This window comes from Pseudomonas sp. MF6751 (genome assembly GCF_016613265.1).
GTDB lineage: Bacteria > Pseudomonadota > Gammaproteobacteria > Pseudomonadales > Pseudomonadaceae > Aquipseudomonas > Aquipseudomonas fluorescens_BV.
In genome coordinates this window covers 37290-63326 of sequence record NZ_JAENSV010000006.1, presented here as the reverse complement: position 1 = coordinate 63326, position 26037 = coordinate 37290, and the positions used below count along the sequence as shown (strand labels likewise).

The following is a 26037-nucleotide window of genomic DNA, read 5'->3' as shown; positions in this document are numbered from 1 at the left end:
CCGGATGTTCTCAAAAAACTATTGGATTGTTCCAGATAAATATCAAAATGGTACACGATTTGTCTGTGAGAGCTGGCTTGCCTGGGATGGACGTTAACGATCACGCGTACCTTCTGGATATACGCGGCATGTCTATAATCGAGGATCAACCAACCGAGGGACTGCGCCATGGACCATCTTGTACTCACTATTATCGCCGCCGACAAACCCGGCCTGGTTGAACGCATCGCGCAGAACATTGCCAGTCATGGCGGTAACTGGCTGGAAAGCCGCATGGCGCATATGGCCGGGCAGTTTGCCGGGATCCTGCGGGTGAGCGTGCCGAGCGAGCAGCGCCAGGCATTGGTGGGGGCATTGGAGGATTTATCCACCCATGGCATTCGCGTGTTGGTGGGTGAGGGCAGCAGCGGGCAGGCATCGGCGTCCAAGCCGATCCTGATGACCCTGGTGGGCAATGATCGCTCGGGCATCGTGCGTGAGATCACCGCGCTGCTGAGCCAGCAGGGCGTCAACCTGGAACGCCTGAGCACCGATGTGCGCCCGGCGCCCATGAGCGGTGATCCGCTGTTCAACGCCGAGGCGTTGTTGCAAGTGCCGGCCACGCTGTCGCTGGAAACCCTGCAAGAGGCCTTGGAAACCTTGGCCGATGACTTGATGGTGGAGTTGCGTCAGGAGGAATAACGATCCACAAGGTTATGCAGGGAAATCTTGCATGGGCCTGTGGATAACCTGTAGAGACCCGACGCCAGGCCACGCCCGCCGGCCTTCTGCGCAAGTTGAGCAAAAAACGAGCAGTTTCAAGGGCTTGTGCACAAATGGCGGGGATCAGGGTGTGGATAACCTTTGGGTGGAACGCTGCAAGCCACGAAAGTCGTGGCTTGCAGAGATTTGTACGTTATTTGATCAGCGTTTGCGCACAGTCAGCCAGGCATCCAGGCTGTACACCACCAACCCGGCCCAGATAAAGGCGAAGGCGATCAGGGTGCTCGGCGCCAGGTGTTCACCGAACAACAGCACGGCTTCGAGCAACACCAGCGTTGGCGCCACATACTGCAAAAAGCCCAGGGCGGTGTAGGGCAAGTGCCGTGCAGCGGCGTTGAAGCACACCAGGGGAATCAGCGTCACCGGGCCTGCGGCCACCAGCCACCAGGCTTCGGAGGTGCTCCAGAACGCCAGTTGCGCGCTGTGGGCGGTCGGGTTGAACAGCAACCAGGCGACGGCAATGGGTACCAGCATCCAGGTTTCCACCACCAGGCCTGGCAGCGCCTTGACCGGCGCCTGCTTGCGGATCAAACCGTAGAAGCCGAACGTCAGCGCCAGCGCCAGCGACACCCACGGCAGGCTACCGACTTGCCACACCTGCTGCGCCACACCTACCGCTGCCAACCCCACGGCTACCCATTGCAAACGGCGCAGGCGCTCGCCGAGGATCAGCATGCCCAGCAGCACATTCACCAGCGGGTTGATGTAGTAACCCAGGCTCGCTTCAAGCATGCGCCCGGTGTTCACCGACCACACATAGGTCAGCCAATTAGCGGCGATCAACGAACCGCTGAGGGCCAGGATCGCCAGGCGCTTGGGGTTGTCGCGCAGTTCGCGAAACCAGCCGGGATGTTTCCACACCATCAGCAACAGCCCACCGAACAGTGCCGACCACAATACGCGGTGCACAATGATCTCGGCGGCGGGCACGCTGGCGATGGCTTTGAAGTAGAGCGGGAATAGACCCCAGATGACATAGGCGCTCAGGCCCAGGATGTACCCCTTGCGGGGGTTGGCGGCTTGCATTGCAGAATCCTTGCTCAGGCAGCTAACAAAGCGCAATTGTAAGGATATTTGTCAGACAATGGGCGCCGCTTTTTGGTGGGAGCTGGCTTGCCTGCGATAGCAATAGTGAATTCACCGCCGCCATCGCAGGCAAGCCAGCTCCCACAGGAGGCAGGGCCAGGTCAGAAGAGTTTTAGCGGTTCTTCATTGAGCGCCGACAGTTGCTCACGCAACGCCAGCACCTGGTCGCCCCAATACCGCTCGCTGCCAAACCACGGAAAGCTATGGGGAAACGCCGGGTCGTCCCAGCGTCGTGCGAGCCAGGCACTGTAGTGCATCAGGCGCAGGGCGCGCAGCGGCTCGATCAGCGCCAGTTCGCGCGGGTCGAAGTCGTGGAATTCCTGATAGCCGTCCATCAGTTCCGAGAGCTGGCCGAGGCATTCCTGGCGGTCGCCAGCCAGCATCATCCACAGGTCTTGCACCGCCGGGCCCATGCGGCAGTCATCCAGGTCGACGATATGGAACATCTCGTCGCGGCACATCATGTTGCCGGGGTGGCAGTCACCGTGCATACGGATGTTCTTGTGCGGCGTGGCCTTGTAAACCTCTTCCACACGCTTGAGCAGGTCGCGGGCCACGGACTCGTAGGCCGGCAACAGGCTTTTGGGAATGAAGTTGCCTTCAAGCAAGGTGGTGAGGGAGTCGTGACCGAAATTCTTCACCCCCAGGGCTTCGCGGTGTTCGAACGGGCGGGTGGAGCCCACCGCGTGCAAACGCCCGAGCAGTTGCCCAAGTCGGTAAAGCTGATCGAGGTTGCCCGGCTCCGGCGCGCGGCCGCCACGGCGGGGAAACAGGGTGAAGCGGAAACCTGCGTGTTCGAACAGGCTCTCGCCGTTGTGGATCAATGGGGCGACCACCGGTACATCGCACTCGGCCAGTTCGAAGGTGAAGCGGTGTTCTTCCAGGATCGCCTCGTTGGTCCAGCGCTGGGGGCGATAGAACTTGGCGATCAGCGGTTCGGCGTCTTCGATGCCCACTTGGTACACGCGGTTTTCGTAGCTGTTGAGCGCCAGAACCCGCGCGTCGCTGAGGAAACCGATGCTTTCGACGGCGTCGAGCACCAGGTCTGGGGTGAGTGTTTCAAACGGGTGGGCCATGCGAACTCCTGCGCGCAGCAGGGCGCCGCGTCCGGCCGGGTATGGTAACAGCATAGATAGGCGGTGGCTGTGCGGACGCCTTCGCAGGCAAGCCAGCTCCCACACTGGCATGTATTTACACATCGAGATGTGGGAGCTGGCTTGCCTGCGATAGCGGTCTATCAGGCGCCTACGATCCCGCCATCATCCCGCCGAATCGCCATCACCGAAGACCGCGGTTTGCCATTGGGCAGGTGTTCCGGCCAGGTCGAGCCACCGGTTTCCCCTGGGTGCTGAATGCCCACGAACAACGTTTTCTGGTCCGGCGAAAAGCTGATCCCCGTCACTTCACACGCCACCGGCCCCACCATGAAGCGACGGATTTCACCCGTGCTCGGGTCGGCACACAGCATCTGGTTATTACCCATGCCCGCAAAGTCGCCGGCGTTGCTGTAGTCGCCATCGGTCAGGATCCACAGGCGCCCGGCTTTGTCGAAGCCCAGGCCGTCGGGGCTGTTGAACATGTTTTGCGGGTTGATGTTGGACGAGCCGCCCTTGGGGTTGCCGGCATGTACGCCGGGGTTGCCGGCCACCACGAACAGGTCCCAGGTGAAGTCCGTGGCACCGTGGTTATCGGCGTCGGCTTTCCAGCGCAGGATCTGGCCGTATACGTTCTTCTCCCGTGGGTTGGGGCCGCCTACCGGCTGGCCCTCTTCGCCGCGCTTGGCGTTGTTGGTCAGGGTGCAGTAGACCTGGCCGTCGGTGGGGCTGACCACGATCCATTCCGGGCGGTCCATGCGAGTGGCTTTCACCACGCTGGCGGCCAGGCGGGCATGAATCAGCACCTCGGCCTGGTTGGCGAAACCGCTGCTGGCGTCGATGCCGTTTTTGCCATGGGTGAGTTCAACCCACTGGCCTTTGCCCTTGGGATGGTCGGCGTTGCCGTCGCCCGCGTCGAAGATCGCCACGTACAAGGTGCCGTGGTCGAGCAGGTCTTTGTTGGCCTTCGGGTTGTTGTGGTTGATCTGATCGCGGCTGATGAACTTGTAGATGAATTCACCGCGTTCATCGTCGCCCATGTACACCACGGCGCGACCGTCACGGGTTTCGGCGAGGGCCGCGTTTTCGTGTTTGAAGCGCCCCAGCGCCGTGCGTTTGACTGGCGTGGATTGCGGATCGAACGGGTCGATTTCCACCACCCAACCATGGCGATTGAGTTCGTTGGGGTTCTTGGCCATATCAAAGCGCGGGTCGTGCTGATGCCAGTTGATGTCTTTGCTGGCGGCCACCACGCCGTAGCGCTTCTGCCCTGCGTCGAAGGTTTGCTGCGGGTTGCTGCTGCCGAAGCAGTCGGTGAAGTTTTCTTCGCAGGTCAGGTAGGTGCCCCACGGCGTCTTGCCGTTGGCGCAGTTCTGGAACGTGCCGAGGACTTTTTTGCCGCTCTTGTCGGCGCCGGTTTTCAGCCAGTCATGGCCGGCGGCAGGGCCACTCAAACGGATCGGTGAATTGCCGTGGATACGCCGGTTGTAGCGCGAATCCTGGACGAACTGCCAGGTGTCACCCTTGCGGCGCACTTCGATCACCGACACGCCTTCGCTGGCCAGGGCCTTGCGCACGTCTTCGGCAGATTGTGGCGCGCCGCCGTGGGCGTAGAGGTAGCGATAGTTGGTGTATTCATTGTTGATCGCCATCAGCGCGCGGTTGTCGTCACCGGGGAATGGAAACAGGCTCATGCCGTCGTTGTTGTCGCCGAACTGTTGTTCCTGAGCCTTGGCGGTGCCATGGCCGGACGGGTCGAAAGCCGGGGCGTTCTTGTGCAGGGGCTGGCCCCAACTGATCAACACCGAAGCACTGTAGCCCGGTGGCAGGGTGATGGTGTCGCTGGTGGCGGCGGCGATGCTGGTGAACCCCAGCAACGGGCTGGCGGTAGCGGCATTCACGGCCAGGGCGCTGCGGCTCAGCAGGTTACCGCCGAGAAACATCGCGGCGCCGCACAGGGCGCCTGCGCCGATAAAGCGACGGCGGGTCAGGCCCACCATCTGTTCAAGGTCGGTGGCTTGGTTTTCTTCTAATAGGCTCATCACAGGCTCCTTAAGGTTTTTGCAGACACCTTAAGCAGCGCTTGTGACCGAATTGTTGCAGCTTGAAGACGCGCGCCCGTTACACCGGGGTGCCAAGCAATACATGGCTGGGTGCAAACTGCACGCGGATCGGCTGGCCCTGCGCTGCATCAATGGCCTTGAGTGCGACGGGCGGCGCCAGCGCGCACAACACTTGGCCGTTGGGCAGGGCAATACGCACCTCGCTGGGGCCGTCTTCGGCGGCGAGAATGGTCTCGATCCTGCCTTCCAGGCAATTGTGTCCAAGTGTTTCAGCTTGCCCGTCCGCCAGTAATTCAAGCCACCCGGCCTTGATCAGGGCCACTACTTCCACACCGGTCTGCAGTTCCAGGCGCAGGGTGCTGTCGTGGGTGATCTGTGCGTCGAGGTGCAGGCCGCCGGCCAATTGCAGGCGGATCATGTCGTTGTGGCCATGGCTCTCTATGGTGCTGACCTGGCCGTGCAATTGGTTGCGCGCGCTGGTGCGCAGCATCAAGCGGCCCAGCAGGTTGAAGTCGCTGGCCGCTTCGTCCGAGCCAAGGATCTCGGCCTGAAGCAGTTGTAGGCGTTGATAGAGGCGCAGCACCCGTTCGCCTTCCTGAGTCAGTTTGGCGCCGCCACCGCCCTTGCCACCGACGCTGCGTTGCACCAGCGGTTTTTGCGCCAGGTTGTTCAGTTCATCAATGGCGTCCCAGGCGGCCTTGTAACTCAACCCGGCACTCTTGGCCGCACGGGTGATGGAGCCCTGCTCGGCGATATGCCCCAGCAAGGCAATACGCTGGGGGCGGCGGATGATGTGTTGGCTGAGAGGGCTGGGCACAGACATGGCAGATACGCTTGGGTGAGATGCGCCGACGTTGCCGCGCTGGCGCAGGGGAGTCAAGTCAGCTGCCGGGTTTGGGCGTACGGGCCAGGCAATACACATCCACCTGGCGCGCGCCGGCGTTTATCAACAAGCGCGCCAGGCTGTGGGCCGTGGCGCCGGTGGTGAGGACGTCGTCTACCAGCGCCAGATGTTGCCCGGTAACCCGGATGCCGGGGGCCAGTGCGAAGGCGTTGAGCAGGTTGCGTTTGCGGGTCTTGGCATCGAGGTCTTGCTGCGCCACGGTTTCATGGGGGCGTAAGAGCGCGTGGTCATCAAAGGGAATGTCGAGGGCGTGATTGAGCCAGCGGGCCAGCATCAACGCTTGATTAAAGCCGCGTTCGCGCAGGCGTTTGCGCGCCATGGGCACCGGTAGCAGGCAGTCGGGGCGCTCCAGTTCGGCGTTATCGAAGCGATGCTGCAAGTGCTGCCCCAGCAGACGCGCCAGCAAGTGCCCCAGCGGCCAACGCGCCTGATGCTTGAAGCGGCTGATCAGGGTGTCCACGGGAAAACTGTAGGTCCATGGCGCGACCACCTGGTGAAAGGCCGGTGGCTGTTTTTGGCACTGGCCGCAGAGCAGTCCGTCCATGGGTAAGGGCAGTGCGCAGCGTTCGCACTGTTCCATCAGCCATGGCAATTCTGTTTCGCAGGCGCTGCACAGGGGCTCGTCTGATTCGATGCACTCATCGCAGATCAAACAAGGCTGTATGCTTTTTGACCAGATGTAAACTTGGTGTTTGTGCTCAGGTTGACAGTGCATGAATCTTCCTTAAATATGCCGAGCATCCGTGTCGTGCCTGTGGGTATTGCCTTTCCCGCAGCGCTTGCCAAAGCATAATCAAGGAATCGCCCATGAGCGCCAGCACCTCTGCCACCCTGCGTCACGATTGGTCTTTAGCTGAAGTCAAAGCCCTGTTCGTGCAGCCCTTCAACGACCTGTTGTTCCAGGCGCAGACCGTGCACCGCGCGCATTTCGACGCCAACCGCGTGCAAGTGTCGACGCTGCTGTCGATCAAGACCGGCGCCTGCCCGGAAGATTGCAAATATTGTCCGCAGTCGGGCCACTACAACACTGGCCTGGAAAAAGAGAAGCTGATGGAGGTGCAGAAGGTCCTCGAAGAGGCCGCACGTGCCAAGGCCATCGGTTCGACGCGTTTCTGCATGGGCGCGGCATGGAAACATCCGTCGGCCAAAGACATGCCCTATGTGCTGGAAATGGTCAAAGGCGTGAAGGCCATGGGCCTGGAAACCTGCATGACTCTCGGTCGCCTTGACCAGGACCAGACCGAAGCCCTGGCCCAGGCCGGCCTGGACTACTACAACCACAACCTCGACACCTCGCCGGAGTTCTACGGCTCGATCATCACCACCCGCACCTACAGCGAGCGCCTGCAAACCCTGGCGTACGTGCGTGACTCGGGGATGAAGATCTGTTCGGGCGGCATCCTTGGCATGGGCGAGTCTCTCGACGACCGCGCCAACTTGCTGATCCAGTTGGCCAACCTGCCGGAGCATCCGGAGTCGGTGCCGATCAACATGCTGGTGAAAGTGGCGGGCACACCGTTGGAAAACGCCGATGACATCGACCCCTTCGATTTCATCCGCATGCTGGCGGTGGCGCGCATCCTGATGCCGCAGTCCCACGTGCGCCTGTCGGCTGGCCGCGAAGCCATGAATGAGCAGATGCAGGCCCTGGCCTTTTTTGCCGGCGCCAACTCGATCTTCTACGGCGACAAACTGCTGACCACCGCCAACCCCCAGGCGGACAAGGATATGCAACTGTTCGCACGCCTGGGCATCCTGCCCGAAGCCCGTGAAGAGCATGCCGATGAAGTGCATCAGGCGGCGATCGAGCAGGCGTTGGTGGAGCAAAAGAGCAGCGAGCAGTTCTACAACGCTGTGGTGTAACCATCTTTGGAATGCATTCCAGTGTGGGAGCTGGCTTGCCTGCGATGGCGGCGGCACTTTCAGTATTGAAGTGTCAGAAGGACCGCTATCGCAGGCAAGCCAGCTCCCCCATTAGATTGAGTTGAATCTGTTAAATCGAGGCCAGCATGTCTTTCGATCTCGCCGCGCGCCTCGCTGCCCGCCGTGCCGACCATCTTTACCGCCAGCGCCCCTTGCTGCAGAGCCCCCAAGGCCCGCACGTGGTGGTGGACGGGCAACCGTTGTTGGCCTTCTGCAATAACGATTACCTCGGCCTGGCCAATCACCCGCAAGTGATCGAAGCCTGGCGCGCCGGTGCGTCCCGCTGGGGCGTGGGCGGTGGCGCTTCGCACTTGGTGGTGGGCCACGCCACACCGCACCATGAGCTGGAAGAAGCCCTGGCTGACTTGACCGGTCGCCCGCGTGCCTTGCTGTTCACCACTGGCTACATGGCCAACCTCGGCGCGGTCACGGCGCTGGTGGGGCAGGGCGATACGGTACTGGAAGACCGGCTTAACCACGCGTCCTTGCTGGATGCCGGTTTGCTGTCCGGTGCGCGTTTCAACCGTTATCTGCATAACGACGCGGGCAGCCTGGCCAAGCGCCTGGAGAAAGCCACCGGCAATACCTTGGTGGTCACCGACGGTGTGTTCAGCATGGACGGCGACCTCGCCGACCTGCCCGCGCTGGCCCGTGAAACCAAGGCCAAAGGTGCCTGGCTGATGGTGGATGACGCCCATGGCTTCGGTCCGTTGGGCGCCAATGGCGGCGGCATCGTCGAACATTTCGGCTTGAGCCAGGAGGACGTGCCCGTGCTGGTTGGCACCTTGGGCAAAGCGTTCGGCACCGCCGGGGCCTTTGTGGCCGGCAGTGAGGACTTGATCGAGAGCCTGATCCAATTCGCACGCCCGTATATCTACACCACCAGCCAACCACCGGCACTGGCCTGCGCCACCCTCAAAAGCCTGGAACTGCTGCGCAGCGAACATTGGCGACGCGAGCACCTCAACGCGTTGATCCGCCAGTTCCGTCGCGGCGCCGAGCAGATAGGCCTGGCGTTGATGGACAGCTTTACGCCGATCCAACCGATCCTGATTGGCGACAGCGCCCGGGCACTGCGCCTCTCGCAGATGCTGCGCGAGCGTGGCTTGATGGTGACTGCCATTCGACCACCGACCGTGCCCGCCGGCAGTGCCCGTCTACGGGTGACATTGACGGCGGCCCACAGCGAAGCGCAGGTGCAGCTATTGTTAGACGGGTTGCAAGTGTGTTTTCGCTTGTTAGACGCCTCGGAGCCCGGCTATGCGTAATCGACTGATCCTGCTACCGGGCTGGGGCCTGGGTGTGTCACCGCTGGAACCGTTGGCCGCTGCGCTGCACGGCCTGAACGAGCATTTACAGGTACAGATCGAACCCTTGCCGGCGCTGCAGGCCAGCGAACTCGGTGAATGGCTCGATGAGCTCGATGCGACGCTGCCGGACAATGCCTGGCTCGGGGGCTGGTCGCTGGGCGGCATGCTCGCGTCCGAGTTGGCGGCACGCCGTGGCGAGCGGTGCTGTGGCTTGCTGACTCTGGCGAGCAACCCGTGTTTCGTCGCCCATGACGGCTGGCCCCATGGGATGCCTGCGGAAACCTTCGACGCATTTCTGGCCGGCTGCCACGCCGACTCCCAGGTCACGCTCAAGCGCTTTGGGCTGTTGTGCGCCAAGGGTGCCGAAGACCCGCGCGGCTTGTCGCGCTTGTTGGTCAGCGGTGCGCCGAATACCTCCCCCAGCGTCTTGATGCCCGGCCTGGAACTGTTGGCCCAACTGGATACGCGGGCGGCCTTGCAGGCGTTTCGTGGGCCGCAGTTGCACCTGTTTGCCGGCCTGGATGGGCTGGTGCCTGCCGAAGCCGCCAGTGACCTGCTGGCCTTGCTCCCCGATGTAGAAATCGGCCTGATTGAACAGGCCGGTCACGCGTTTCTTCTGGAAGACCCTCACGGAGTTGCCGGGGCCATCCAGGCTTTTTTGCATGAGTGTGTCGATGACTGACCTATCCCACCCGCCCTTGCCAGGGGGCTTGCCGGACAAGCGCCAGGTCGCGGCCTCGTTCTCCCGTGCGGCGGCCAGTTACGACAGCGTGGCCGAGTTGCAGCGTGCGGTCGGGCATGAACTGCTCAGCCGTTTGCCTCACGGCCTGGCGCCACAGCGTTGGCTGGACATGGGCTGCGGCACGGGCTACTTCAGCCGCGTACTGGGCGAGCGTTTGCCCGGTAGCCAAGGTGTGGCGCTGGACATTGCCGAGGGCATGCTCAACCACGCGCGTCCGCTGGGCGGCGCCGCGCACTTTATAGCCGGTGATGCAGAACGCTTGCCGCTTACAGCTGACAGCGTTGAGCTGCTCTTCTCCAGCCTCGCGGTACAGTGGTGTGCCCATTTTGATGCGGTGCTCAGCGAAGCCCGGCGTGTGCTGCGACCAGGTGGCGTGCTGGCCTTTGCCAGCCTGTGCGTAGGCACCCTGGATGAGTTGCGCGAGAGTTGGCGGGCGGCGGACGGCCTGGTCCACGTCAATCGCTTCCGCACCTTCGAGGTCTATCAGCAACGGTGTGCGGCCAGTGGCTTGCGCGTGATCAGACTGGAGCGACAGCCCCACGTATTGCATTACCCGGATGTGCGCAGCCTGACCCATGAGCTCAAGGCATTGGGCGCCCACAACCTCAACCCAGGCCGCCCGGGAGGGTTGACGGGCCGTGCGCGGATTGTCGCGTTGGTAGAGGCCTACGAGCAGTTCCGCCAGGCCCAGGGCCTGCCCGCCACGTACCAAGTGGTGTATGCCGTACTGGAGAAACCGTTATGAGCGCCGCTTACTTCATCACCGGTACAGACACCGATGTTGGCAAGACCACCATCGCCGCCGGCCTGTTGCATGCGGCCAGGCTTTCCGGCAAAAGCACGGCCGCCGGAAAGCCGGTGGCGTCGGGCTGCCAACTGACGGCCCAGGGCCTGCGCAATGCCGATGCCTTGGCGTTGCTGGCCGAGTGTTCAGTGCCGCTCAGTTATGCCGAGGTCAACCCGGTGGCCTTCGAGCCAGCTATCGCGCCGCATCTGGCGGCACGCGAGGCGGGCGTCGGGCTCACGGTGCAATCGCTGCTCAAGCCGATGCAGCAGATCCTGGCACGAGGCGCGGACTTCACCTTGATCGAAGGGGCAGGCGGTTGGCGCGTGCCCTTGGCCGACCAGGCCAACCTGTCGGACCTGGCCATGGCGCTCAAACTGCCGGTGATCCTGGTGGTAGGCGTGCGCCTTGGGTGCATCAGCCACGCGTTGCTCACCGCCGAAGCCATCGCACGGGATGGCTTGCCGTTGGCGGGCTGGGTGGCAAATATCATCGACCCCAAGACCTCTCGTCTGGAAGAAAACCTCGCCACCCTGGCTGAGCGCCTGCCCGCGCCTTGCCTGGGGCGAGTGCCGAAACTCAAGCACGCCGGGGCTGGCGCGGTGGCCGAGTACTTGGAACTGGACCTGCTTGACTGATTTTGGCTATCGCTAAGGCAATATGCCATTAGTGTTTTTGACGGGCCTTTTGCCAGGATGTCTGGTTCAATCGGGCTTCACGATTCTCTAAAGGCAGGCTTACGCCATGGAAATCTCTGGAAGCAGCGCGTTTTATTCGGGCCTGAGCAGCATTCAGACCGGGCAGAACCGTGTCGACCAGGCGGCCGGCAAGATTGCCAGCGCCGCGACCACCCAGCCATCGGCCGCGCAAAGCGACCGTCTGCAAGCCAATGACCGCGCCCAAGCGTCCAATTCGGCGAGCAACATGGTGGAAATGGCCCAGGGCAAGTTTCAAATCGAGCTGGGGGCGAAAGTCGCCAAGGCTTCGGACGAAATGCTCGGTACGTTGATCGATACCTACGCTTAACTTCTCTATCGCACGCCCGCTTCTCTCTGTGGGAGCTGGCTTGCCTGCGATAGCATCAACGCGTACTGCCTGATACACCATGGCGCCTGCATCGCAGGCAAGCCAGCTCCCACAGTCGTACTGCGACATTCTGCTCTTCCTTAAATCCATGAGGCATCCTGCCAGGCCTCGCCGTGCCTGGCTGACCCGCGTCAAGACAAACGGCATCTGGCCGACGCTTGACAACCCTGGGTCGTAAACGTATGTTTCAAACACCTGTTTGACCGCCATAAAAAATCCATGCGGTTGTTCATCCCAGTTACATCAGCAGAGGTTTATCGCTATGCCTGACTACAAGGCCCCCTTGCGTGATATTCGCTTCGTTCGTGACGAACTGCTCGGTTATGAAGCGCACTATCAGAGCCTGCCGGCTTGCCAGGACGCTACCCCGGACATGGTCGACGCCATCCTCGAAGAAGGCGCCAAGTTCTGTGAGCAAGTACTGGCACCGTTGAACCGCGTGGGCGACATCGAAGGGTGTACCTGGAGTGAGTCAGGCGTTAAGACCCCAGCGGGCTTCAAAGAAGCCTACAAACAATTCGTCGAAGGCGGCTGGCCAAGCCTGGCCCACGACGTGGAGCACGGTGGCCAAGGCCTGCCGGAATCCCTGGGCCTGGCCGTGAGCGAAATGGTCGGCGAAGCCAACTGGTCATGGGGCATGTACCCGGGCCTGTCCCATGGCGCGATGAACACTATTTCCGAACACGGCACCCCCGAGCAGCAAGAGGCTTACCTGACCAAACTGGTGTCGGGCGAATGGACCGGCACCATGTGCCTGACCGAGCCACACTGCGGCACCGACCTGGGCATGCTGCGCACCAAGGCCGAGCCTCAGGCTGACGGCTCCTACAAAGTCTCCGGTACCAAGATCTTCATCTCGGCCGGCGAACACGACATGGCCGACAACATCGTCCACATCGTACTGGCCCGCCTGCCGGATGCACCGGCCGGCACCAAAGGCATCTCGCTGTTTATCGTGCCCAAGTTCCTGCCTAACGCCGATGGCTCGGTGGGCGAGCGCAACGCGGTCACCTGTGGTTCCCTGGAACACAAAATGGGTATCCACGGCAACGCCACCTGCGTGATGAACTTCGACGCGGCCACCGGTTTCCTGATCGGCCCGGCGAACAAAGGCCTGAACTGCATGTTCACCTTCATGAACACCGCTCGCCTGGGCACCGCGCTGCAAGGCCTGGCTCACGCCGAGATCGGTTTCCAGGGCGGCTTGAAATATGCGCGTGATCGCCTGCAAATGCGCTCCCTGACCGGCCCGAAAGCCCCGGACAAAGCCGCTGACCCGATCATCGTGCACCCTGACGTACGCCGCATGTTGCTGACCATGAAAGCCTTCGCCGAAGGTAACCGTGCGATGGTGTACTTCACCGCCAAGCAAGTGGACATCGTCAAGTACGGCACCGACGACGAAGCCAAGAAACAGGCAGATGCCCTGCTGGCCTTCATGACCCCGATCGCCAAGGCATTCATGACTGAAGTCGGTTTTGAATCGGCCAACCACGGCGTGCAGATCTACGGTGGCCACGGCTTTATCGCTGAGTGGGGCATGGAGCAGAACGTTCGCGACAGCCGCATTTCTATGCTGTACGAAGGCACCACCGGCATCCAGGCGCTGGACCTGCTCGGCCGTAAAGTGCTGATGACCCAAGGCGAAGCGCTCAAGGGCTTCACCAAGATCGTGCACAAGTTCTGCCAGGCCAACGAAGGTAACGACGCGGTTAAAGAGTTCGTTGCACCGCTGGCGGCACTGAACAAAGAGTGGGGCGAGTTGACCATGAAGGTCGGCATGGCCGCGATGAAAGACCGTGAAGAAGTCGGTGCTGCCTCGGTGGACTACCTGATGTACTCCGGCTACGCCTGCCTGGCTTACTTCTGGGCCGACATGGCACGCCTGGCTGCCGAGAAACTGGCCGCCGGCACCAGCGAAGAGGCGTTTTACACCGCCAAGCTGCAGACTGCACGCTTCTACTTCCAGCGCATCCTGCCGCGTACCCGCACCCACGTGGCAACCATGCTGTCGGGCGCCAACAACCTGATGGACATGAAAGAAGAAGATTTCGGCCTGGCTTACTAAGCCTTACCAGGTTCTTCTAGAAACCGCCGCCTCCCTCGGGATGCGGCGGTTTTTTGCATTTGTGTGGGAGCGCGTCTAAAAAACCGCAGTCCTGCACTCAGGGATTATGATGAGCTGCCGTTACAGTGATGGCAATGTGATACATGGTCGGTCGGTTGTGCTTAACTGATCGCTTAGAGGCACAGTGCCATTATTTGTTAGCGGGTCGGAGCTTTACCCTTGTCACGCGTGTCCGCTGTACGTTTCAGCCATTTTCTCCCTTCGCTGCTGCTGTTGCTGGCCGGGCTCTCGGCTGCGTACGTCAAGGACCTCAGCGTCTTCTTCACCTCGCTGTTCAACGTGCTGCCCACCCTGGTGCTGTTGCTCGGCGGCGCCTACTGCGCGGTGTATCGACGCCAGCGTGAACTGTTCTTGATGGTCACGGTTTACGTCACCTATTTCCTGCTGGATACCCAGACCGACTTCTACCGGGACAATGGCCGCGTGCGTGAAGACGCTGCCGTGGTGTTCCACCTGTGCTGCCTGCTGTTGCCCTTGCTGTTCAGCATTTATGCGCTGTGGCAGGAAAAGACCCATCTGTTCCGCGACTTCGTCGCCCGCTGCGCGGTGCTGCTGGCGGTGGGCAGTGTGGCGCTGGCCCTGGAGCAGAGTTTTCCCCAGGCTTTGCTGGGCTGGTTGGCGGAGATCCGTTGGCCGATACTGCATGGCGCCTGGATGAGCCTGATCCAACTTTCCTACCCGATGTTCCTGATCGGCTTTCTCACCCTGGCCGCCCAATACTGGTACCAGCCGCGCCCGCTGCACGCCGCACAACTGGTGGGGTTGCTGGGCATGTTCTGGATGTTGCCGCAAACCTTCATCCTACCGTTCACCCTCAACATCATGTGCAGCCAGGTGATGCTGATGATCGCTGCGGGGGTGGCGCACGAGGCGTATCAAATGGCGTTTCGTGATGAGCTCACCGGCTTGCCGGGGCGACGTGCCCTCAACGAGCGCATGCAGCGGCTAGGTCGCAACTATGTGCTGGCGATGAGCGACGTCGATCACTTCAAGCGTTTCAATGACACCCACGGCCACGATGTGGGCGACCAGGTGCTGCGCTTGGTGGCGAGCAAGCTGTCCAAGGTCAACGGCGGCGGGCGGGCCTACCGTTACGGCGGTGAAGAGTTTGCCGTGGTGTTTGCCGGCAAGACCCTGGATGAGTGCATGCCGCACCTGGAGGAGATCCGCGAGATCATCGCCAGCTACGACATCAAGTTGCGCAACCCGGACCGCCCCCAGGACGACCATCAAGGCCGCCAGCGCCGTGCGGGCAGCGGCGCGTCCAGTGTGTCGGTGACGGTAAGCATCGGCGTGGCCGAGCGCCAGGCCGAGCAACGCAGCCCCGATGAGGTGCTCAAATCCGCCGACCAGGCGCTTTACACCGCCAAGGGGGCGGGGCGTAACTGTGTGGTCGCAGCCGGGCAAACCCGCCGTGGCGCGGTGCGCATGGAGAGCGCTGCCGGTTGAGTAATGGCGGTGTATTCAGCAGCGCTACAGTGATTGTCCACGGCCATGGCCGGCAGTAGGTTAACCCTATCTGCTGCCGGAGACATTGCCATGCCTGAGTACAAAGCTCCCCTGCGCGACATGCGCTTTCTGATCGACACCGTATTCGATTTCCACGGCCACTACGCGGCCCTGGGCGCCACGGATGCCAGCCCGGACATGGTCAATGCGATCCTCGAAGAAGGCGCCAGGTTCTGCGAAAACGTACTCGCGCCGCTCAATCGCAGCGGCGATGAAGAGGGCTGCCATTTCGATAATGGCGTGGTGACCACTCCCAAAGGCTTCAAGCAAGCCTTTGCCCAGTATGTGGAAGGCGGCTGGCACGGCGTGGCGGCAGACCCGGCCTACGGTGGCCAGGGCCTGCCCCATTCCCTGGGCCTGGTGCTGAGCGAGATGATCGGCTCCAGCAACACCTCCTGGGGCATGTACCCAGGCCTGACCCACGGTGCGATGTCGGCCATCCACGCCCACGGCACCGACGAACAGAAAGCCACCTACCTGAGCAAGCTCACCGCAGGCGAATGGACCGGCACCATGTGCCTGACCGAAGCCCACTGCGGCACCGACCTGGGCTTGATTAAGACCCGCGCCGTGCCTCAGGCGGACGGCAGCTACGCGGTCACCGGCAGCAAGATCTTCATCTCGGCCGGTGAGCACGACATGAGCGCCAATATCATCCACTTGGTGCTGGCCAAGCTGCCGGACGCGCCGGCGGGTACCAAGGGCATCTCGTTGTTTATCGTGCCCAAGTTCCATGCCGACTCCGGCGAGCGCAATGCGGTGCACTGCGGCTCCATCGAACACAAGATGGGCATCAAGGCCTCGGCCACCTGCGTGTTGAACTTCGATGGCGCCAAAGGCTATTTGATTGGCGAGGCGAACAAGGGGCTGAACTGCATGTTCACGATGATGAACCACGCCCGCCTGGGCACGGGAATGCAGGGCCTGTGCAACGGTGAAGCGAGCTTCCAGGGCGCGATCAAGTACGCCAACGACCGCTTGCAGATGCGCTCGCTGACCGGTGCCAAGGCCCCGGAGAAAGCCGCCGACCCGATCATCGTGCACGCCGATGTACGCCGCATGCTGCTGACCATGAAGGCTTTCAACGAGGGCAACCGCGCGTTGACCTATTTCACCGCGCAACTGCTCGATACCGCGCACCTTGGCAGCGACGCTGGCCAACGCCAGGAAGCCGAGGACCTGTTGGCCTTCCTCACGCCGATCTGTAAAGCCTTCATGACCGAAACCGGCCTGGAGGTGACCAACCACGGCATGCAGGTATTCGGCGGCCATGGCTATATTCGCGAGTGGGGCATGGAGCAACTGGCCCGTGACGCACGGATTGCGCCGATCTATGAAGGCACCAATGGCATCCAGGCCCTGGACCTGCTCGGGCGCAAGGTGCTGGGCAGCCAGGGCAAGTTGCTGCGTGGGTTTACCAAAATTGTGCATAAGTTCTGCGCGGCCAATGGCGAGCATGTGCAACTCAAGGCCCATGTGGCGCAACTCAATGAACTGAACCAGCAATGGGGCGAACTGACCTTGAAGGTCGGCACGGCGGCGATGAAAAACCCTGATGAAGTGGGCGCGGCGGCCATGGATTACCTGATGTACAGCGGTTACATCATCCTCGCCTACCTGTGGTTGCGCATGGCGATCGCGGCGCACGGCCAGGACGACCAAGGGTTTGCCCAGGCGAAGCTTGCGACCTGCGACTTTTATTTCAAGCGCTTGTTGCCGCGTACGGCCATGCACCGTGCTGCGGTAGAGGCAGGGAGCGAATGCCTGATGAAATTACCAGCGCAGGCCTTCGCACTGTAGAGGTCACTGATTGCTCGGGTCAAAATGTGGGAGCGGGCTTGCCCGCGAATGCGCTGATCCAGTCAAAGATGTACCGACTGACACCCCGCATTCGCGAGCAAGCCCGCTCCCACAATCGGTTTGTGTGACTTATAAATACTTAACGGTCACGAACGGACCCTATGTGTCTTAAAAGTTGTTCGGGTACACTCGGCGTCTATAAAACCGATCCTATCGAATCACTTTTCACGTTCTCACGAGGTTTGCCATGGCTGATTACAAAGCGCCGTTGCGTGATATGCGCTTCGTCCTCAACGAAGTGTTTGAGGTCGCTAATACTTGGGCCCAGTTACCGGCATTGGCAGACAGCGTTGACGCCGAAACCGTCGAAGCGATCCTGGAAGAGGCCGGCAAAGTCACCGCCAAATCCATTGCCCCCCTCAGCCGCGGCGGCGATGAGCAAGGCTGCCACTGGGCGGACGGCGCCGTGACGACTCCCGACGGTTTTCCCCAGGCCTACAGCACCTACGCCGAAGGCGGCTGGGTAGGCGTGGGCGGCGACCCGACCTACGGCGGCATGGGCATGCCCAAGGCGGTGTCGGCGCAGGTTGAAGAGATGATCAACTCGTCGAGCCTGGCTTTCGGCCTGTACCCGATGTTGACCTCCGGTGCCTGTGTATCGATCAACACCCACGCCAGTGAAGAACTCAAGGCCACCTACCTGCCGAAGATGTATTCCGGTGAGTGGGCCGGTTCCATGTGCCTGACGGAAGCCCATGCCGGTACCGACCTGGGGATGATCCGCACCAAGGCCGAGCCCCAGGCGGACGGCTCCTACAAGGTCAGCGGCACCAAGATCTTCATCACCGGTGGCGAGCATGACCTCACTGAAAATATCATCCACCTGGTGCTGGCCAAACTGCCGGACGCACCGGCCGGGCCCAAGGGCATCTCGCTGTTCCTGGTACCGAAGTTCCTGGTAAATGCCGATGGTAGCCTGGGCGCGCGTAACCCGGTGAACTGCGGCTCCATTGAACACAAGATGGGCATCCAGGCCTCCGCCACCTGTGTGATGAACTTCGACGAAGCCGTGGGTTACCTGGTCGGTGAGCCCAACCGTGGCTTGGCTGCGATGTTCACCATGATGAACTATGAGCGCCTGGGCGTCGGTATCCAGGGCTTGGCTTCTGGCGAGCGGTCCTATCAGAACGCGATTGAATATGCCCGCGACCGTCTGCAGAGCCGTTCCCCGCTAGGCGCACAGGCCAAGGACAAGCCGGCAGACCCGATCATCGTGCATCCGGATGTCCGTCGTATGTTGCTGACCATGAAGGCGGCGAACGAAGGCGGCCGGGCGTTTTCCACCTACGTGGCGACGCAGTTGGACATCGCCAAGTTCAGCGACGATGCGCAGGCGCGCGAGCGTGCCGATAACCTGGTGGCGTTGTTGACGCCAGTTGCCAAGGCGTTCCTCACCGACCTGGGCCTGGAAACCACCGTACTCGGCCAGCAGGTGTTTGGTGGTCACGGTTACATCCGCGAGTGGGGACAGGAGCAATTGGTGCGTGACGTGCGCATCACCCAGATCTACGAAGGTACCAACGGCATTCAGGCTCTGGATCTGATGGGGCGCAAGATCGTCGGCAGCGGCGGTGCGTTCTATACCTTGTTCGCCGATGAGATCCGCCAGTTCATCGCCGCATCGGGCCCTGAGTTGGCCGAGTTCACCAAGCCGCTGGGTGTGGCAGTAGGTAACCTGGATGAGCTGACGGCCTGGGTGCTGGACCGCGCTAAGAGCAATCCTAATGAAATCGGCGCAGCCTCGGTGGAATACCTGCATGCCTTCGGCTACATGGCCTATGCCTATATGTGGGCACGCATGGCCAAGGCGGCGTTGGGCAAGGAAGGCGAAGAGGATTTCTACGCCAGCAAACTGGGGACTGCGCGTTTCTACTTTGCCCGTCTGTTGCCGCGTATCCACTCGTTGAGTGCGTCGGTAAAAGCCGGTAGCGAATCACTGTTCCTGATGGATGAAGCCCTGTTTTAAGGGGGAGGAGGGCGTGTAAGCATTCTCTTACATGACGTGCTGCTAATCGTCCTCTATCGCCATATTGGATCCACGGCTAATCTACTTCACATGGACGTCGCGCAGGAAGCGCAAAGCAACAACACGGACACGTAGGATTCTGCCAGGACGGCGGAGTGAAATGGATGTCAGGGAAACAGTCTGCAAAGCCCCGCTTCGGCGGGGTTTTCTTTTGCCCGCGAAAAAGTCAGGCGGTTGCCGGCGGGGCATTCATCACGTCTTCCAGCAGGGTGCGCAGCAACGCCACCGTCGCCTGCTGGCGTTGCACATCGCGGCATACCAACCCTACTTTCAGCGGTACCCTGGGCTCGCTCAAGGGTTTCCACAGCAGTGCCTTGCTGTTGTGTTCGTCCTGGGAGCGCCCAGGCAGCACCGTCGCCAAGCGGGTGTGAGGCAGGCTGTCGAGAATGCCCACCATGGTATTGAGCTCCGCCTGCACTTGCGGGCGCCGCCCGAGGTTGGACAGTTGGCCTTGCCAGATCTGCCGAACCTGAAACTCTTCCCCCAGCAGCAACATCGGTAATTCGGCGGCTTGTTTGAGCGAGACTTTCTTGAACTCGCGCAACGGATGATCTTCGGGTATCACCACCTTCAACTCGTCTTCATACAGCAGCACGCCGTGCAGGCCCGGCTGACGGGGTGGCAGGTAGCTGATGCCAATATCGAGTGAGCCATTGAGCAACCGCCGCTCAATCTCAAGCCCGGTCAATTCGTAGATCTGTACCACCAGATGGGGCTGGGCCTTGCGCACGCGCTCAAGCATCTGCGGCACCAGGCTGGTGTGCACGGTTTGCAGCACGCCGATGGCCAGGCTGCGCATGGCCTGGCCCTTGAAGTTGCGCAGTGCCTCGACGGCTTGCTGCATACCATCAATGAGCGGTAATGCGTGGTTGTATAAGGTGTGGGCCGCCAGGGTCGGCAACAGGCGCTTGCTGCTGCGTTCGAACAGGCTGACGTCGAGGTTCTGTTCCAGTTGGCGAACCTGTTGCGACAGCGCTGGCTGGGAGATCGACAGACGCTCCGCGGCGCGACCTACGTGGCCTTCCTCATACACCGCGACGAAATAACGCAGTTGCTTGAAATCCATAAGGTTTGCTTATCGAAAAAGCTGGAAAATCGAAATGGCCGCTGGCCCCCAGGGCGCCTAGTCTAGCGCCTATTCGCAGGGCTTACAGGGCCGGATCGGACAATGAACAGCGTTTTTGTTGATAGCGTTTACATAGGCAAGGCAAAAAATCTGAAGGCCTCATTGGCAGGTGGCATCGACCAAGGTCAGGTTGCCAGCGGGGGTGAAGTGTGAACTTGTTCCGTCGCTGCGCGCCGAGTCTGGATGACCTGGTTGTGCATGCCCCGCGTGCAGATGTTTCCAGCCAGTGCCTGATGCCCACTGTGGCGCGCCCGCCCCAGGTGTTTGTGCAGGGGCAGGGTTCCTGGCTGTCGGACGCTGACGACCGCGTTTATCTGGATTTCAGTCAAGGCGGCGGCGCCAACAGCCTGGGTCACAGTCCCCAGGCCGTACGCGACGCCATTGCCGAACAGATGCACACCGTGATCAACCCTGGCCTGGGTTTGCACAACCGCGCGCAACTGGATCTTGTCGATCGTCTGTGCCACCACACCTGCAGCGACCAGGCCTATTTGCTCAACAGCGGTGCCGAAGCCTGTGAAGCGGCCATCAAGTTGGCACGCAAGTGGGGCCAACTGCATCGCGGTGGCGCTTACCACATCATCACCGTAAACAATGGCTGTCATGGGCGGAGCCTGGGGGCGATGTCGGCGTCGGCTGTGGCCTGCGAAAACCGATTCGAACCGCAGTTGCCAGGTTTCAGCCAAGTGCCGTTTAACGATCTGCCGGCCCTGCATGCAGCGGTCGATGCGCAGACCGTCGCCATCATGCTGGAGCCGATACAAAGCGGCGGCGGTGTCCTCCCTGCGACAGAACATTACCTCAAGGGCGTCGAACGCCTGTGTCGTGAGCTGGGGATCCTGCTGATCTTCGACGAAGTGCAAACCGGTATCGGCCGCTGCGGCAGCTTGCTCGCCGAACAGCAATACGGCGTGCGCGCCGATATCATTGCCCTGGGAAAAGGCCTGGGCGGCGGTGTGCCCCTGGCGGCGCTGCTGGCGCGTGGCACTGCCTGTTGCTTCGAACCGGGCGAGCTGGACGGTACACATCATGGCAATGCACTGATGGCATCTGCGGGTATCGCCGTACTCGACGCTCTATTGGAGAACGGCTTTCTCGAGCACCTACGTGAATCGGGCTTGTACCTGGCAGAAGGCCTTGCCCGCCTGGCCTACCGTTACGGCCATGGCCCCCTGCGCGGCAACGGGCTGCTTTGGGGCCTGACACTGTCGGACGATTGCGCCGCTGCAGTGGTCAAAGCCGCGCAGCACGAAGGCTTGATTCTCACTGCCGCGCAACCTGACTGCCTGCGCTTTACCCCTGCGCTGAACATCAGCAAACCCCATATCGACGAAATGCTTCTTCGGCTTGCCCGCGCCTTTTCTCGGGTGCGTACCGCTCAAGTGCAATGCCGCAAGGGCATCGCCGTTTGACCCCAGTTTCCTGAACCGTCTCGCGGCATACGCGGCGCCTCCAGCTTGACTCTTTTGGCTGGGGGCGTTTTTTTGTCTGGGTAATTTCTAGTGTGAAAACGTTGATTGAGCCTCTCTGGGAACAGTGGTTTCTTAGCGGGCGTCGGCAAGGACCATCGATGGGGCACAACGTGCTCGACTTTCAATCCATACCACTGGGTGGTATGTTTTTGGGAAGGGATTTCCATGAAGCTCAGGTTGTTCAAAACACGGCGATTTGCCGAGGCGGCCAACAAAGCCTGGATCTGCGATTCGGAGTTGAAGGAGGCGTTTGGCGAAATGCTGAGGGGGCAGGCCGATAATCTGGGCGGTGGTGTCTGGAAAAAACGCCTCAACCAAAATCGACATCGTTCAATCATATTGGCCAAGGGTAGGCACTATTGGGTTTATCAGTTGCTGTTCGCGAAGAAGGATCAAAGCAACATTACGCAGAGCGAACTTGTTTGGTTTCGATCACTGGCCAAAAATTATGAAAAGTTAAACGAAGCACAGATTCGGCAAATGCTGGATCTCAAGGAGTTTGTGGAGATACATCATGACCAAGAAGTATAAAAGCGAGGCGTTTGAGTCCATTCACCAGTCAGCCATAGCGCTTCATGCTGTCGGAGCCATCAGCAAAACCACTCTGCGAGAATATGATGAGGCATGTTTATCCATGCCAGATCAAATCCCTGCCGAACAGATCAAGCAACTACGTGAAAGCAGCCATGTCAGCCAACCTGTGTTCGCCCGCTACCTGAACACCAGCGCCTCCACGGTCAAAAAATGGGAGTCGGGAGAGAAGCGGCCCAGTGGCATGGCGCTCAAGTTATTGAGTATCGTGCAAAAACATGGCCTGGAGATTCTGGCCTGAGATGGCCCAATGCCAGAATCCACTGAACCCTCACGAACCGCCAAGGTCGATTAGCTACACGGCTCACACGAGCCGATTTTCTGGAGCTGACCCATGGACATCATTCGTATCATCATCGCCATTCTGCTGCCGCCATTGGGTGTGTTCCTGCAAGTAGGTTTCGGCGGTGCATTCTGGCTGAATATCCTGCTGACCCTGTGCGGTTACTTCCCTGGCATCATCCACGCGGTGTACATCATCGCCAAGCGTTGAGGCGCTCAGCCTTTTGCAATGAGCCTTGAGTTGCGCTCATTGCGAAAGGCCAGTTGCTCGATGGTCTGGGTGGCATGTTCGGCCTCTTCCCGCGCTTGCAGGATGATGCCGTGCTGCTCGGATTTGCTGCATACAGGGTCGGCATTACTGGCGTCACCAGTGAGCATGAAGGCCTGGCAACGGCAGCCGCCGAAGTCCTTTTCTTTTTCGTCGCATGAACGGCATGGCTCAGGCATCCAGTCGTAGCCACGAAAGCGATTGAAGCCAAACGAGTCGTACCAGATGTGCTGCATGCTGTGGTCGCGCACATTGGGAAACTGCACGGGCATCTGCCTCGCGCCGTGGCAGGGCAGGGCGGTGCCGTCGGGTGTGACTGTCAGGAAGATGCTACCCCAGCCATTCATGCACGCTTTGGGGCGCTCCTCGTAATAATCTGGTGTCACGAAGATCAGCTTGCAGGGGTGGCCTTCGGCTTCCAGTTTGGCGCGGTATTCATTGGTGATGCGTTCGGCGCGCACCAACTGCTCGCGGGTGGGCAGTAAGCCCACGCGATTGAGCTGTGCCCAGCCGTAGAACTGGCAGGTGGCGAGTTCGACGAAATCTGCTTCCAGCGCAATGCACAGCTCGATGATGCGGTCGATCTTGTCGATATTGTGGCGATGGGTGACGAAGTTCAGCACCATCGGGTAGCCGTGGGCTTTCACCGCTCGGGCCATTTCCAGTTTTTGCGCGAAGGCTTTTTTGGAGCCGGCCAGCAGGTTGTTCACCTGTTCGTCACTGGCCTGGAAGCTGATCTGGATATGGTCCAGGCCGGCTTTCTTGAAGTCGCTGATTTTTTGTTCGGTGAGGCCGATGCCAGAGGTGATCAGGTTTGTGTAGAAACCCAGCTTGCGGGCCTCGCCGATCAGCTCGGCCAAGTCCTGGCGCACCAGCGGCTCACCGCCGGAAAACCCCAACTGCGCAGCACCCATTTCACGGGCTTCGCGAAATACCTTGATCCATTGTTCGGTGCTCAGCTCTTTGCCCTGCTCGGCGAAATCCAGCGGGTTGGAGCAATACGGGCACTGCAGCGGGCAGCGATAGGTCAGCTCGGCCAGCAGCCACAGCGGCAGGCCGATGGCTGGCTTTTCAGGCAAGGGTGATCCAGTGCTCAGCACGGGCGACCTCCATGAATTGCTCGATGTCGTCACCCAGCTCCGGGACGCCGGGGAATTGCTTGTCCAGCTCGGCAATGATTGCCGCAACGTCGCGCTCGCCGTCGATCAGGCCACCGATCAATGCGGCGCTATCGTTGAGCTTGATCATGCCTTCGGGGTAGAGCAACACGTGGCCTTTCTGTGCAGGCTCGTACTGGTAGCGATAGCCCTGGCGCCAGGTCGGTTTTTTGCTGCGATCAAAGCTCATAGGGTGATCCCTTTATGCCATACCCGCTGTTCGGTCACGCTGTGATACGGCGGGCGTTTGAGTTCATAGGCCATGCTCATGGCGTCCAGCATGCTCCAGAGGATGTCCAGTTTGAACTGGAGAATTTCCAGCATGCGCTCCTGCCCCTCGCGGGTGGTGTAGTGCTGCAGGGTGATCGCCAAGCCGTGTTCCACATCGCGACGGGCCTGGCCCAGGCGTGTGCGGAAGTACTCGTAACCGGCCGGGTCGATCCACGGGTAATGCTGGGGCCAACTGTCGAGGCGCGACTGGTGGATTTGCGGCGCGAACAGCTCGGTCAACGAGCTGCTGGCGGCTTCTTGCCAGCTGGCGCGGCGGGCGAAGTTGACATAGGCGTCCACGGCGAAGCGTACGCCTGGCAGCACCAACTCCTGGGAGCGCAGTTGGTCGGGGTCCAGGCCCACGGCCTGGCCCAGGCGCAGCCAGGCTTCGATACCGCCGTCTTCACCGGGCGCGCCGTCATGGTCGAGCAGGCGCTGAATCCATTCGCGACGGATTTCACGGTCAGGGCAGTTGGCCAGGATCGCCGCGTCTTTCAGCGGGATATTCACCTGATAGTAGAAGCGATTGGCGACCCAGCCCTGGATCTGCTCACGGCTGGCGCGGCCTTCGTACATCGCCACATGGTAAGGGTGATGGATATGGTAGAAGGCGCCCTTGGCGCGCAGGGCCGCTTCGAACTCAGCCTTGCTCAACGGTGTGTCGGTCATTTCGATCGCTCCTACAATTCAATACTCATGCCGTCGTAAGCCACTTCGACATTGCGCCGCACCAGCTCTGCTCGCTCAGGGGAGTCTTCATCGAGGATAGGGTTGGTGTTGTTGATGTGGATAAGCACTTTGCGCTGTTTGGGCAGTTGCTCCAGCACTTCAAGCATGCCACCGGGGCCGTTCTGTGCCAGGTGGCCCATTTCACGCCCGGTGCGTGTGCCGACGCCACGGCGCTGCATTTCATCGTCGTCCCACATCGTGCCGTCGACCAGCAGGCAGTCACTGCCGGCCATGATGTCCAGCAGCGGTGCGTCGACCTTGCCCAGGCCCGGTGCGTAGAACAATTTGCCGTTGGTGCGCAGGTCTTCGACGATCAGACCGATGTTGTCACCGGGGTGCGGGTCGAAGCGGTGCGGCGAATAGGGTGGTGCGGCGCTGCGCAGCGGCAGCGGGGTGAAGCGCAGGTTGGGGCAGGCCGGGATGGTGAAGCTGGCGTCCAGTTCGATGCGGTTCCAGGCCAGGCCACCGTTCCAGTGGGTCAGCATGGTGAACAACGGGAAACCGGTGCTCAGGTCTTCGTGGACCATGTCGGTGCACCACACCTGGTGCGGGCAGCCTTCGCGCAGGCTCAGCAGGCCAGTGGTATGGTCGATCTGGCTGTCCATGAGGATGATTGCGCTGATGCCGGTATCGCGCAGGGCGCGGCACGGTTGCATGGGCGCAAAACCCTGGAGTTGCGCGCGGATATCCGGCGAGGCATTGCAGAGCACCCAATTCACGCCATCGTCGGAGATCGCGATGGATGACTGGGTACGCGCCTGGGCCCGCAGGCTGCCATCGCGAAAGCCTGCGCAGTTCACGCAGTTGCAGTTCCACTGCGGGAAGCCACCGCCGGCGGCGGAACCTAAAATCTGGACAAACATGA

Annotated in this window: 25 protein-coding genes; 15 read left to right on the top strand and 10 right to left on the bottom strand. The window is 61.0% G+C overall.

Annotated features, from left to right (window positions below):
* The first annotated feature begins 168 nt into the window (after positions 1-168).
* Entirely contained in the window at positions 169-681 is a 513-nt protein-coding gene (locus JJD66_RS07515) for a glycine cleavage system protein R (protein WP_003194815.1), read from the top strand.
* 222 nt (positions 682-903) lie between these two features.
* Here the strand turns inward: JJD66_RS07515 and rarD are convergent, their stop codons facing one another.
* From rarD to JJD66_RS07490, 5 genes are all read right to left on the bottom strand, one after another.
* Positions 904-1788: an EamA family transporter RarD gene (gene rarD / locus JJD66_RS07510; RefSeq protein ID WP_034128856.1), complete on the bottom strand. Its 885-nt coding sequence runs from the start codon at positions 1786-1788 to the stop codon at positions 904-906.
* 161 nt (positions 1789-1949) lie between these two features.
* A complete protein-coding gene (locus JJD66_RS07505; protein WP_034128855.1) occupies positions 1950-2924 on the bottom strand; it encodes a serine/threonine protein kinase in 975 nt (324 codons plus the stop codon).
* Positions 2925-3085: 161 nt separating this feature from the next.
* Positions 3086-4984, bottom strand: coding sequence for a PhoX family protein (locus JJD66_RS07500; protein ID WP_105228767.1), 1899 nt, complete (start codon positions 4982-4984; stop codon positions 3086-3088).
* Between the two features lie 79 nt (positions 4985-5063).
* Positions 5064-5828 (bottom strand): TOBE domain-containing protein, encoded by a 765-nt coding sequence (locus JJD66_RS07495; protein ID WP_198862356.1) that lies wholly within the window; start codon positions 5826-5828, stop codon positions 5064-5066.
* 58 nt (positions 5829-5886) lie between these two features.
* A complete protein-coding gene (locus JJD66_RS07490; protein ID WP_200647893.1) occupies positions 5887-6624 on the bottom strand; it encodes a ComF family protein in 738 nt (245 codons plus the stop codon).
* A gap of 92 nt (positions 6625-6716) precedes the next feature.
* Between JJD66_RS07490 and bioB the strand changes: the two genes are divergently transcribed.
* From bioB to JJD66_RS07440, 10 genes are all read left to right on the top strand, one after another.
* Positions 6717-7772, top strand: coding sequence for a biotin synthase BioB (bioB, locus tag JJD66_RS07485; protein ID WP_014720209.1), 1056 nt, complete (start codon positions 6717-6719; stop codon positions 7770-7772).
* A 146-nt stretch (positions 7773-7918) separates the two neighbouring features.
* Positions 7919-9100, top strand: a complete 1182-nt coding sequence (gene bioF, locus JJD66_RS07480; protein ID WP_200647892.1) for an 8-amino-7-oxononanoate synthase — start codon at positions 7919-7921, stop codon at positions 9098-9100.
* Positions 9093-9824: an alpha/beta fold hydrolase gene (locus JJD66_RS07475; RefSeq protein ID WP_014720207.1), complete on the top strand. Its 732-nt coding sequence runs from the start codon at positions 9093-9095 to the stop codon at positions 9822-9824. Before bioF ends, JJD66_RS07475 begins: the two co-directional genes overlap by 8 nt.
* The gene (bioC, locus tag JJD66_RS07470) at positions 9817-10629 is read left to right on the top strand and encodes a malonyl-ACP O-methyltransferase BioC (protein ID WP_198714404.1); all 813 of its coding nucleotides are present in this window, start codon (positions 9817-9819) and stop codon (positions 10627-10629) included. The genes JJD66_RS07475 and bioC overlap by 8 nt, the downstream gene beginning before the upstream one ends.
* A complete protein-coding gene (gene bioD / locus JJD66_RS07465; protein ID WP_034128848.1) occupies positions 10626-11306 on the top strand; it encodes a dethiobiotin synthase in 681 nt (226 codons plus the stop codon). Before bioC ends, bioD begins: the two co-directional genes overlap by 4 nt.
* A gap of 106 nt (positions 11307-11412) precedes the next feature.
* Positions 11413-11694, top strand: a complete 282-nt coding sequence (locus JJD66_RS07460; RefSeq protein ID WP_054896780.1) for a hypothetical protein — start codon at positions 11413-11415, stop codon at positions 11692-11694.
* A 322-nt stretch (positions 11695-12016) separates the two neighbouring features.
* Positions 12017-13822: a phenylacyl-CoA dehydrogenase gene (locus JJD66_RS07455; protein WP_034128845.1), complete on the top strand. Its 1806-nt coding sequence runs from the start codon at positions 12017-12019 to the stop codon at positions 13820-13822.
* 219 nt (positions 13823-14041) lie between these two features.
* Positions 14042-15331 carry a GGDEF domain-containing protein gene (locus tag JJD66_RS07450; protein ID WP_198714402.1) on the top strand — a complete coding sequence of 430 codons (1290 nt, stop codon included), beginning with the start codon at positions 14042-14044 and terminating at the stop codon, positions 15329-15331.
* 90 nt (positions 15332-15421) lie between these two features.
* Positions 15422-17191, top strand: a complete 1770-nt coding sequence (locus JJD66_RS07445; RefSeq protein ID WP_200647891.1) for an acyl-CoA dehydrogenase C-terminal domain-containing protein — start codon at positions 15422-15424, stop codon at positions 17189-17191.
* A gap of 247 nt (positions 17192-17438) precedes the next feature.
* Positions 17439-19217: an acyl-CoA dehydrogenase C-terminal domain-containing protein gene (locus JJD66_RS07440; RefSeq protein ID WP_057976569.1), complete on the top strand. Its 1779-nt coding sequence runs from the start codon at positions 17439-17441 to the stop codon at positions 19215-19217.
* 226 nt (positions 19218-19443) lie between these two features.
* Here JJD66_RS07440 and JJD66_RS07435 read toward each other — a convergent pair whose 3' ends face one another.
* Positions 19444-20343, bottom strand: coding sequence for a LysR family transcriptional regulator (locus JJD66_RS07435; RefSeq protein ID WP_034128841.1), 900 nt, complete (start codon positions 20341-20343; stop codon positions 19444-19446).
* A 209-nt stretch (positions 20344-20552) separates the two neighbouring features.
* Here JJD66_RS07435 and JJD66_RS07430 point away from each other — a divergent pair, with 209 nt between their 5' ends.
* The 4 genes from JJD66_RS07430 (at position 20553) to JJD66_RS07415 (ending at position 22959) form a co-directional block, all read left to right on the top strand.
* Positions 20553-21815, top strand: a complete 1263-nt coding sequence (locus JJD66_RS07430) for an aspartate aminotransferase family protein (RefSeq protein ID WP_200647890.1) — start codon at positions 20553-20555, stop codon at positions 21813-21815.
* Positions 21816-22040: 225 nt separating this feature from the next.
* Positions 22041-22406 (top strand): type II toxin-antitoxin system RelE/ParE family toxin, encoded by a 366-nt coding sequence (locus tag JJD66_RS07425; RefSeq protein ID WP_198714399.1) that lies wholly within the window; start codon positions 22041-22043, stop codon positions 22404-22406.
* Entirely contained in the window at positions 22390-22707 is a 318-nt protein-coding gene (locus JJD66_RS07420; RefSeq protein ID WP_198714398.1) for a helix-turn-helix domain-containing protein, read from the top strand. The genes JJD66_RS07425 and JJD66_RS07420 overlap by 17 nt, the downstream gene beginning before the upstream one ends.
* Positions 22708-22800: 93 nt before the next feature.
* Entirely contained in the window at positions 22801-22959 is a 159-nt protein-coding gene (locus JJD66_RS07415) for a YqaE/Pmp3 family membrane protein (protein WP_003194776.1), read from the top strand.
* A gap of 5 nt (positions 22960-22964) precedes the next feature.
* On the opposite strand, the gene pqqE is transcribed toward JJD66_RS07415, so the two are convergent.
* The 4 genes from pqqE to pqqB are packed head-to-tail and all read right to left on the bottom strand — an operon-like array spanning position 22965 to position 26035.
* On the bottom strand, positions 22965-24095 hold the full coding sequence (pqqE, locus tag JJD66_RS07410; RefSeq protein ID WP_052200001.1) for a pyrroloquinoline quinone biosynthesis protein PqqE: 1131 nt from the start codon (positions 24093-24095) through the stop codon (positions 22965-22967).
* Positions 24088-24363: a pyrroloquinoline quinone biosynthesis peptide chaperone PqqD gene (gene pqqD / locus JJD66_RS07405; protein ID WP_003194772.1), complete on the bottom strand. Its 276-nt coding sequence runs from the start codon at positions 24361-24363 to the stop codon at positions 24088-24090. The genes pqqE and pqqD overlap by 8 nt, the downstream gene beginning before the upstream one ends.
* Complete coding sequence (pqqC, locus tag JJD66_RS07400) at positions 24360-25112, bottom strand: pyrroloquinoline-quinone synthase PqqC (RefSeq protein WP_003194770.1); 753 nt, start codon at positions 25110-25112, stop codon at positions 24360-24362. Before pqqC ends, pqqD begins: the two co-directional genes overlap by 4 nt.
* Positions 25113-25123: 11 nt before the next feature.
* On the bottom strand, positions 25124-26035 hold the full coding sequence (gene pqqB, locus JJD66_RS07395; protein WP_200647889.1) for a pyrroloquinoline quinone biosynthesis protein PqqB: 912 nt from the start codon (positions 26033-26035) through the stop codon (positions 25124-25126).
* Between the last annotated feature and the right edge of the window lie 2 nt (positions 26036-26037).

Bases quoted from the DNA above. Each gene is read 5' to 3' on its own strand.
- pqqB (WP_200647889.1), bottom strand. From the start codon at position 26,035: ATGTTTGTCCAGATTTTAGGTTCCGCCGCCGGCGGTGGCTTCCCGCAG.
- JJD66_RS07415 (WP_003194776.1), top strand. From the start codon at position 22,801: ATGGACATCATTCGTATCATCATCGCCATTCTGCTGCCGCCATTGGGT.
- JJD66_RS07500 (WP_105228767.1), bottom strand. From the start codon at position 4,984: ATGAGCCTATTAGAAGAAAACCAAGCCACCGACCTTGAACAGATGGTG.
- JJD66_RS07460 (WP_054896780.1), top strand. From the start codon at position 11,413: ATGGAAATCTCTGGAAGCAGCGCGTTTTATTCGGGCCTGAGCAGCATT.
- bioF (WP_200647892.1), top strand. From the start codon at position 7,919: ATGTCTTTCGATCTCGCCGCGCGCCTCGCTGCCCGCCGTGCCGACCAT.
- pqqD (WP_003194772.1), bottom strand. From the start codon at position 24,363: ATGAGCTTTGATCGCAGCAAAAAACCGACCTGGCGCCAGGGCTATCGC.
- JJD66_RS07440 (WP_057976569.1), top strand. From the start codon at position 17,439: ATGGCTGATTACAAAGCGCCGTTGCGTGATATGCGCTTCGTCCTCAAC.
- JJD66_RS07435 (WP_034128841.1), bottom strand. From the start codon at position 20,343: ATGGATTTCAAGCAACTGCGTTATTTCGTCGCGGTGTATGAGGAAGGC.
- JJD66_RS07495 (WP_198862356.1), bottom strand. From the start codon at position 5,828: ATGTCTGTGCCCAGCCCTCTCAGCCAACACATCATCCGCCGCCCCCAG.
- JJD66_RS07445 (WP_200647891.1), top strand. From the start codon at position 15,422: ATGCCTGAGTACAAAGCTCCCCTGCGCGACATGCGCTTTCTGATCGAC.
- JJD66_RS07455 (WP_034128845.1), top strand. From the start codon at position 12,017: ATGCCTGACTACAAGGCCCCCTTGCGTGATATTCGCTTCGTTCGTGAC.
- JJD66_RS07425 (WP_198714399.1), top strand. From the start codon at position 22,041: ATGAAGCTCAGGTTGTTCAAAACACGGCGATTTGCCGAGGCGGCCAAC.
- bioC (WP_198714404.1), top strand. From the start codon at position 9,817: ATGACTGACCTATCCCACCCGCCCTTGCCAGGGGGCTTGCCGGACAAG.
- pqqC (WP_003194770.1), bottom strand. From the start codon at position 25,112: ATGACCGACACACCGTTGAGCAAGGCTGAGTTCGAAGCGGCCCTGCGC.
- JJD66_RS07475 (WP_014720207.1), top strand. From the start codon at position 9,093: ATGCGTAATCGACTGATCCTGCTACCGGGCTGGGGCCTGGGTGTGTCA.
- bioD (WP_034128848.1), top strand. From the start codon at position 10,626: ATGAGCGCCGCTTACTTCATCACCGGTACAGACACCGATGTTGGCAAG.
- JJD66_RS07490 (WP_200647893.1), bottom strand. From the start codon at position 6,624: ATGCACTGTCAACCTGAGCACAAACACCAAGTTTACATCTGGTCAAAA.
- JJD66_RS07515 (WP_003194815.1), top strand. From the start codon at position 169: ATGGACCATCTTGTACTCACTATTATCGCCGCCGACAAACCCGGCCTG.
- rarD (WP_034128856.1), bottom strand. From the start codon at position 1,788: ATGCAAGCCGCCAACCCCCGCAAGGGGTACATCCTGGGCCTGAGCGCC.
- bioB (WP_014720209.1), top strand. From the start codon at position 6,717: ATGAGCGCCAGCACCTCTGCCACCCTGCGTCACGATTGGTCTTTAGCT.
- JJD66_RS07505 (WP_034128855.1), bottom strand. From the start codon at position 2,924: ATGGCCCACCCGTTTGAAACACTCACCCCAGACCTGGTGCTCGACGCC.
- JJD66_RS07420 (WP_198714398.1), top strand. From the start codon at position 22,390: ATGACCAAGAAGTATAAAAGCGAGGCGTTTGAGTCCATTCACCAGTCA.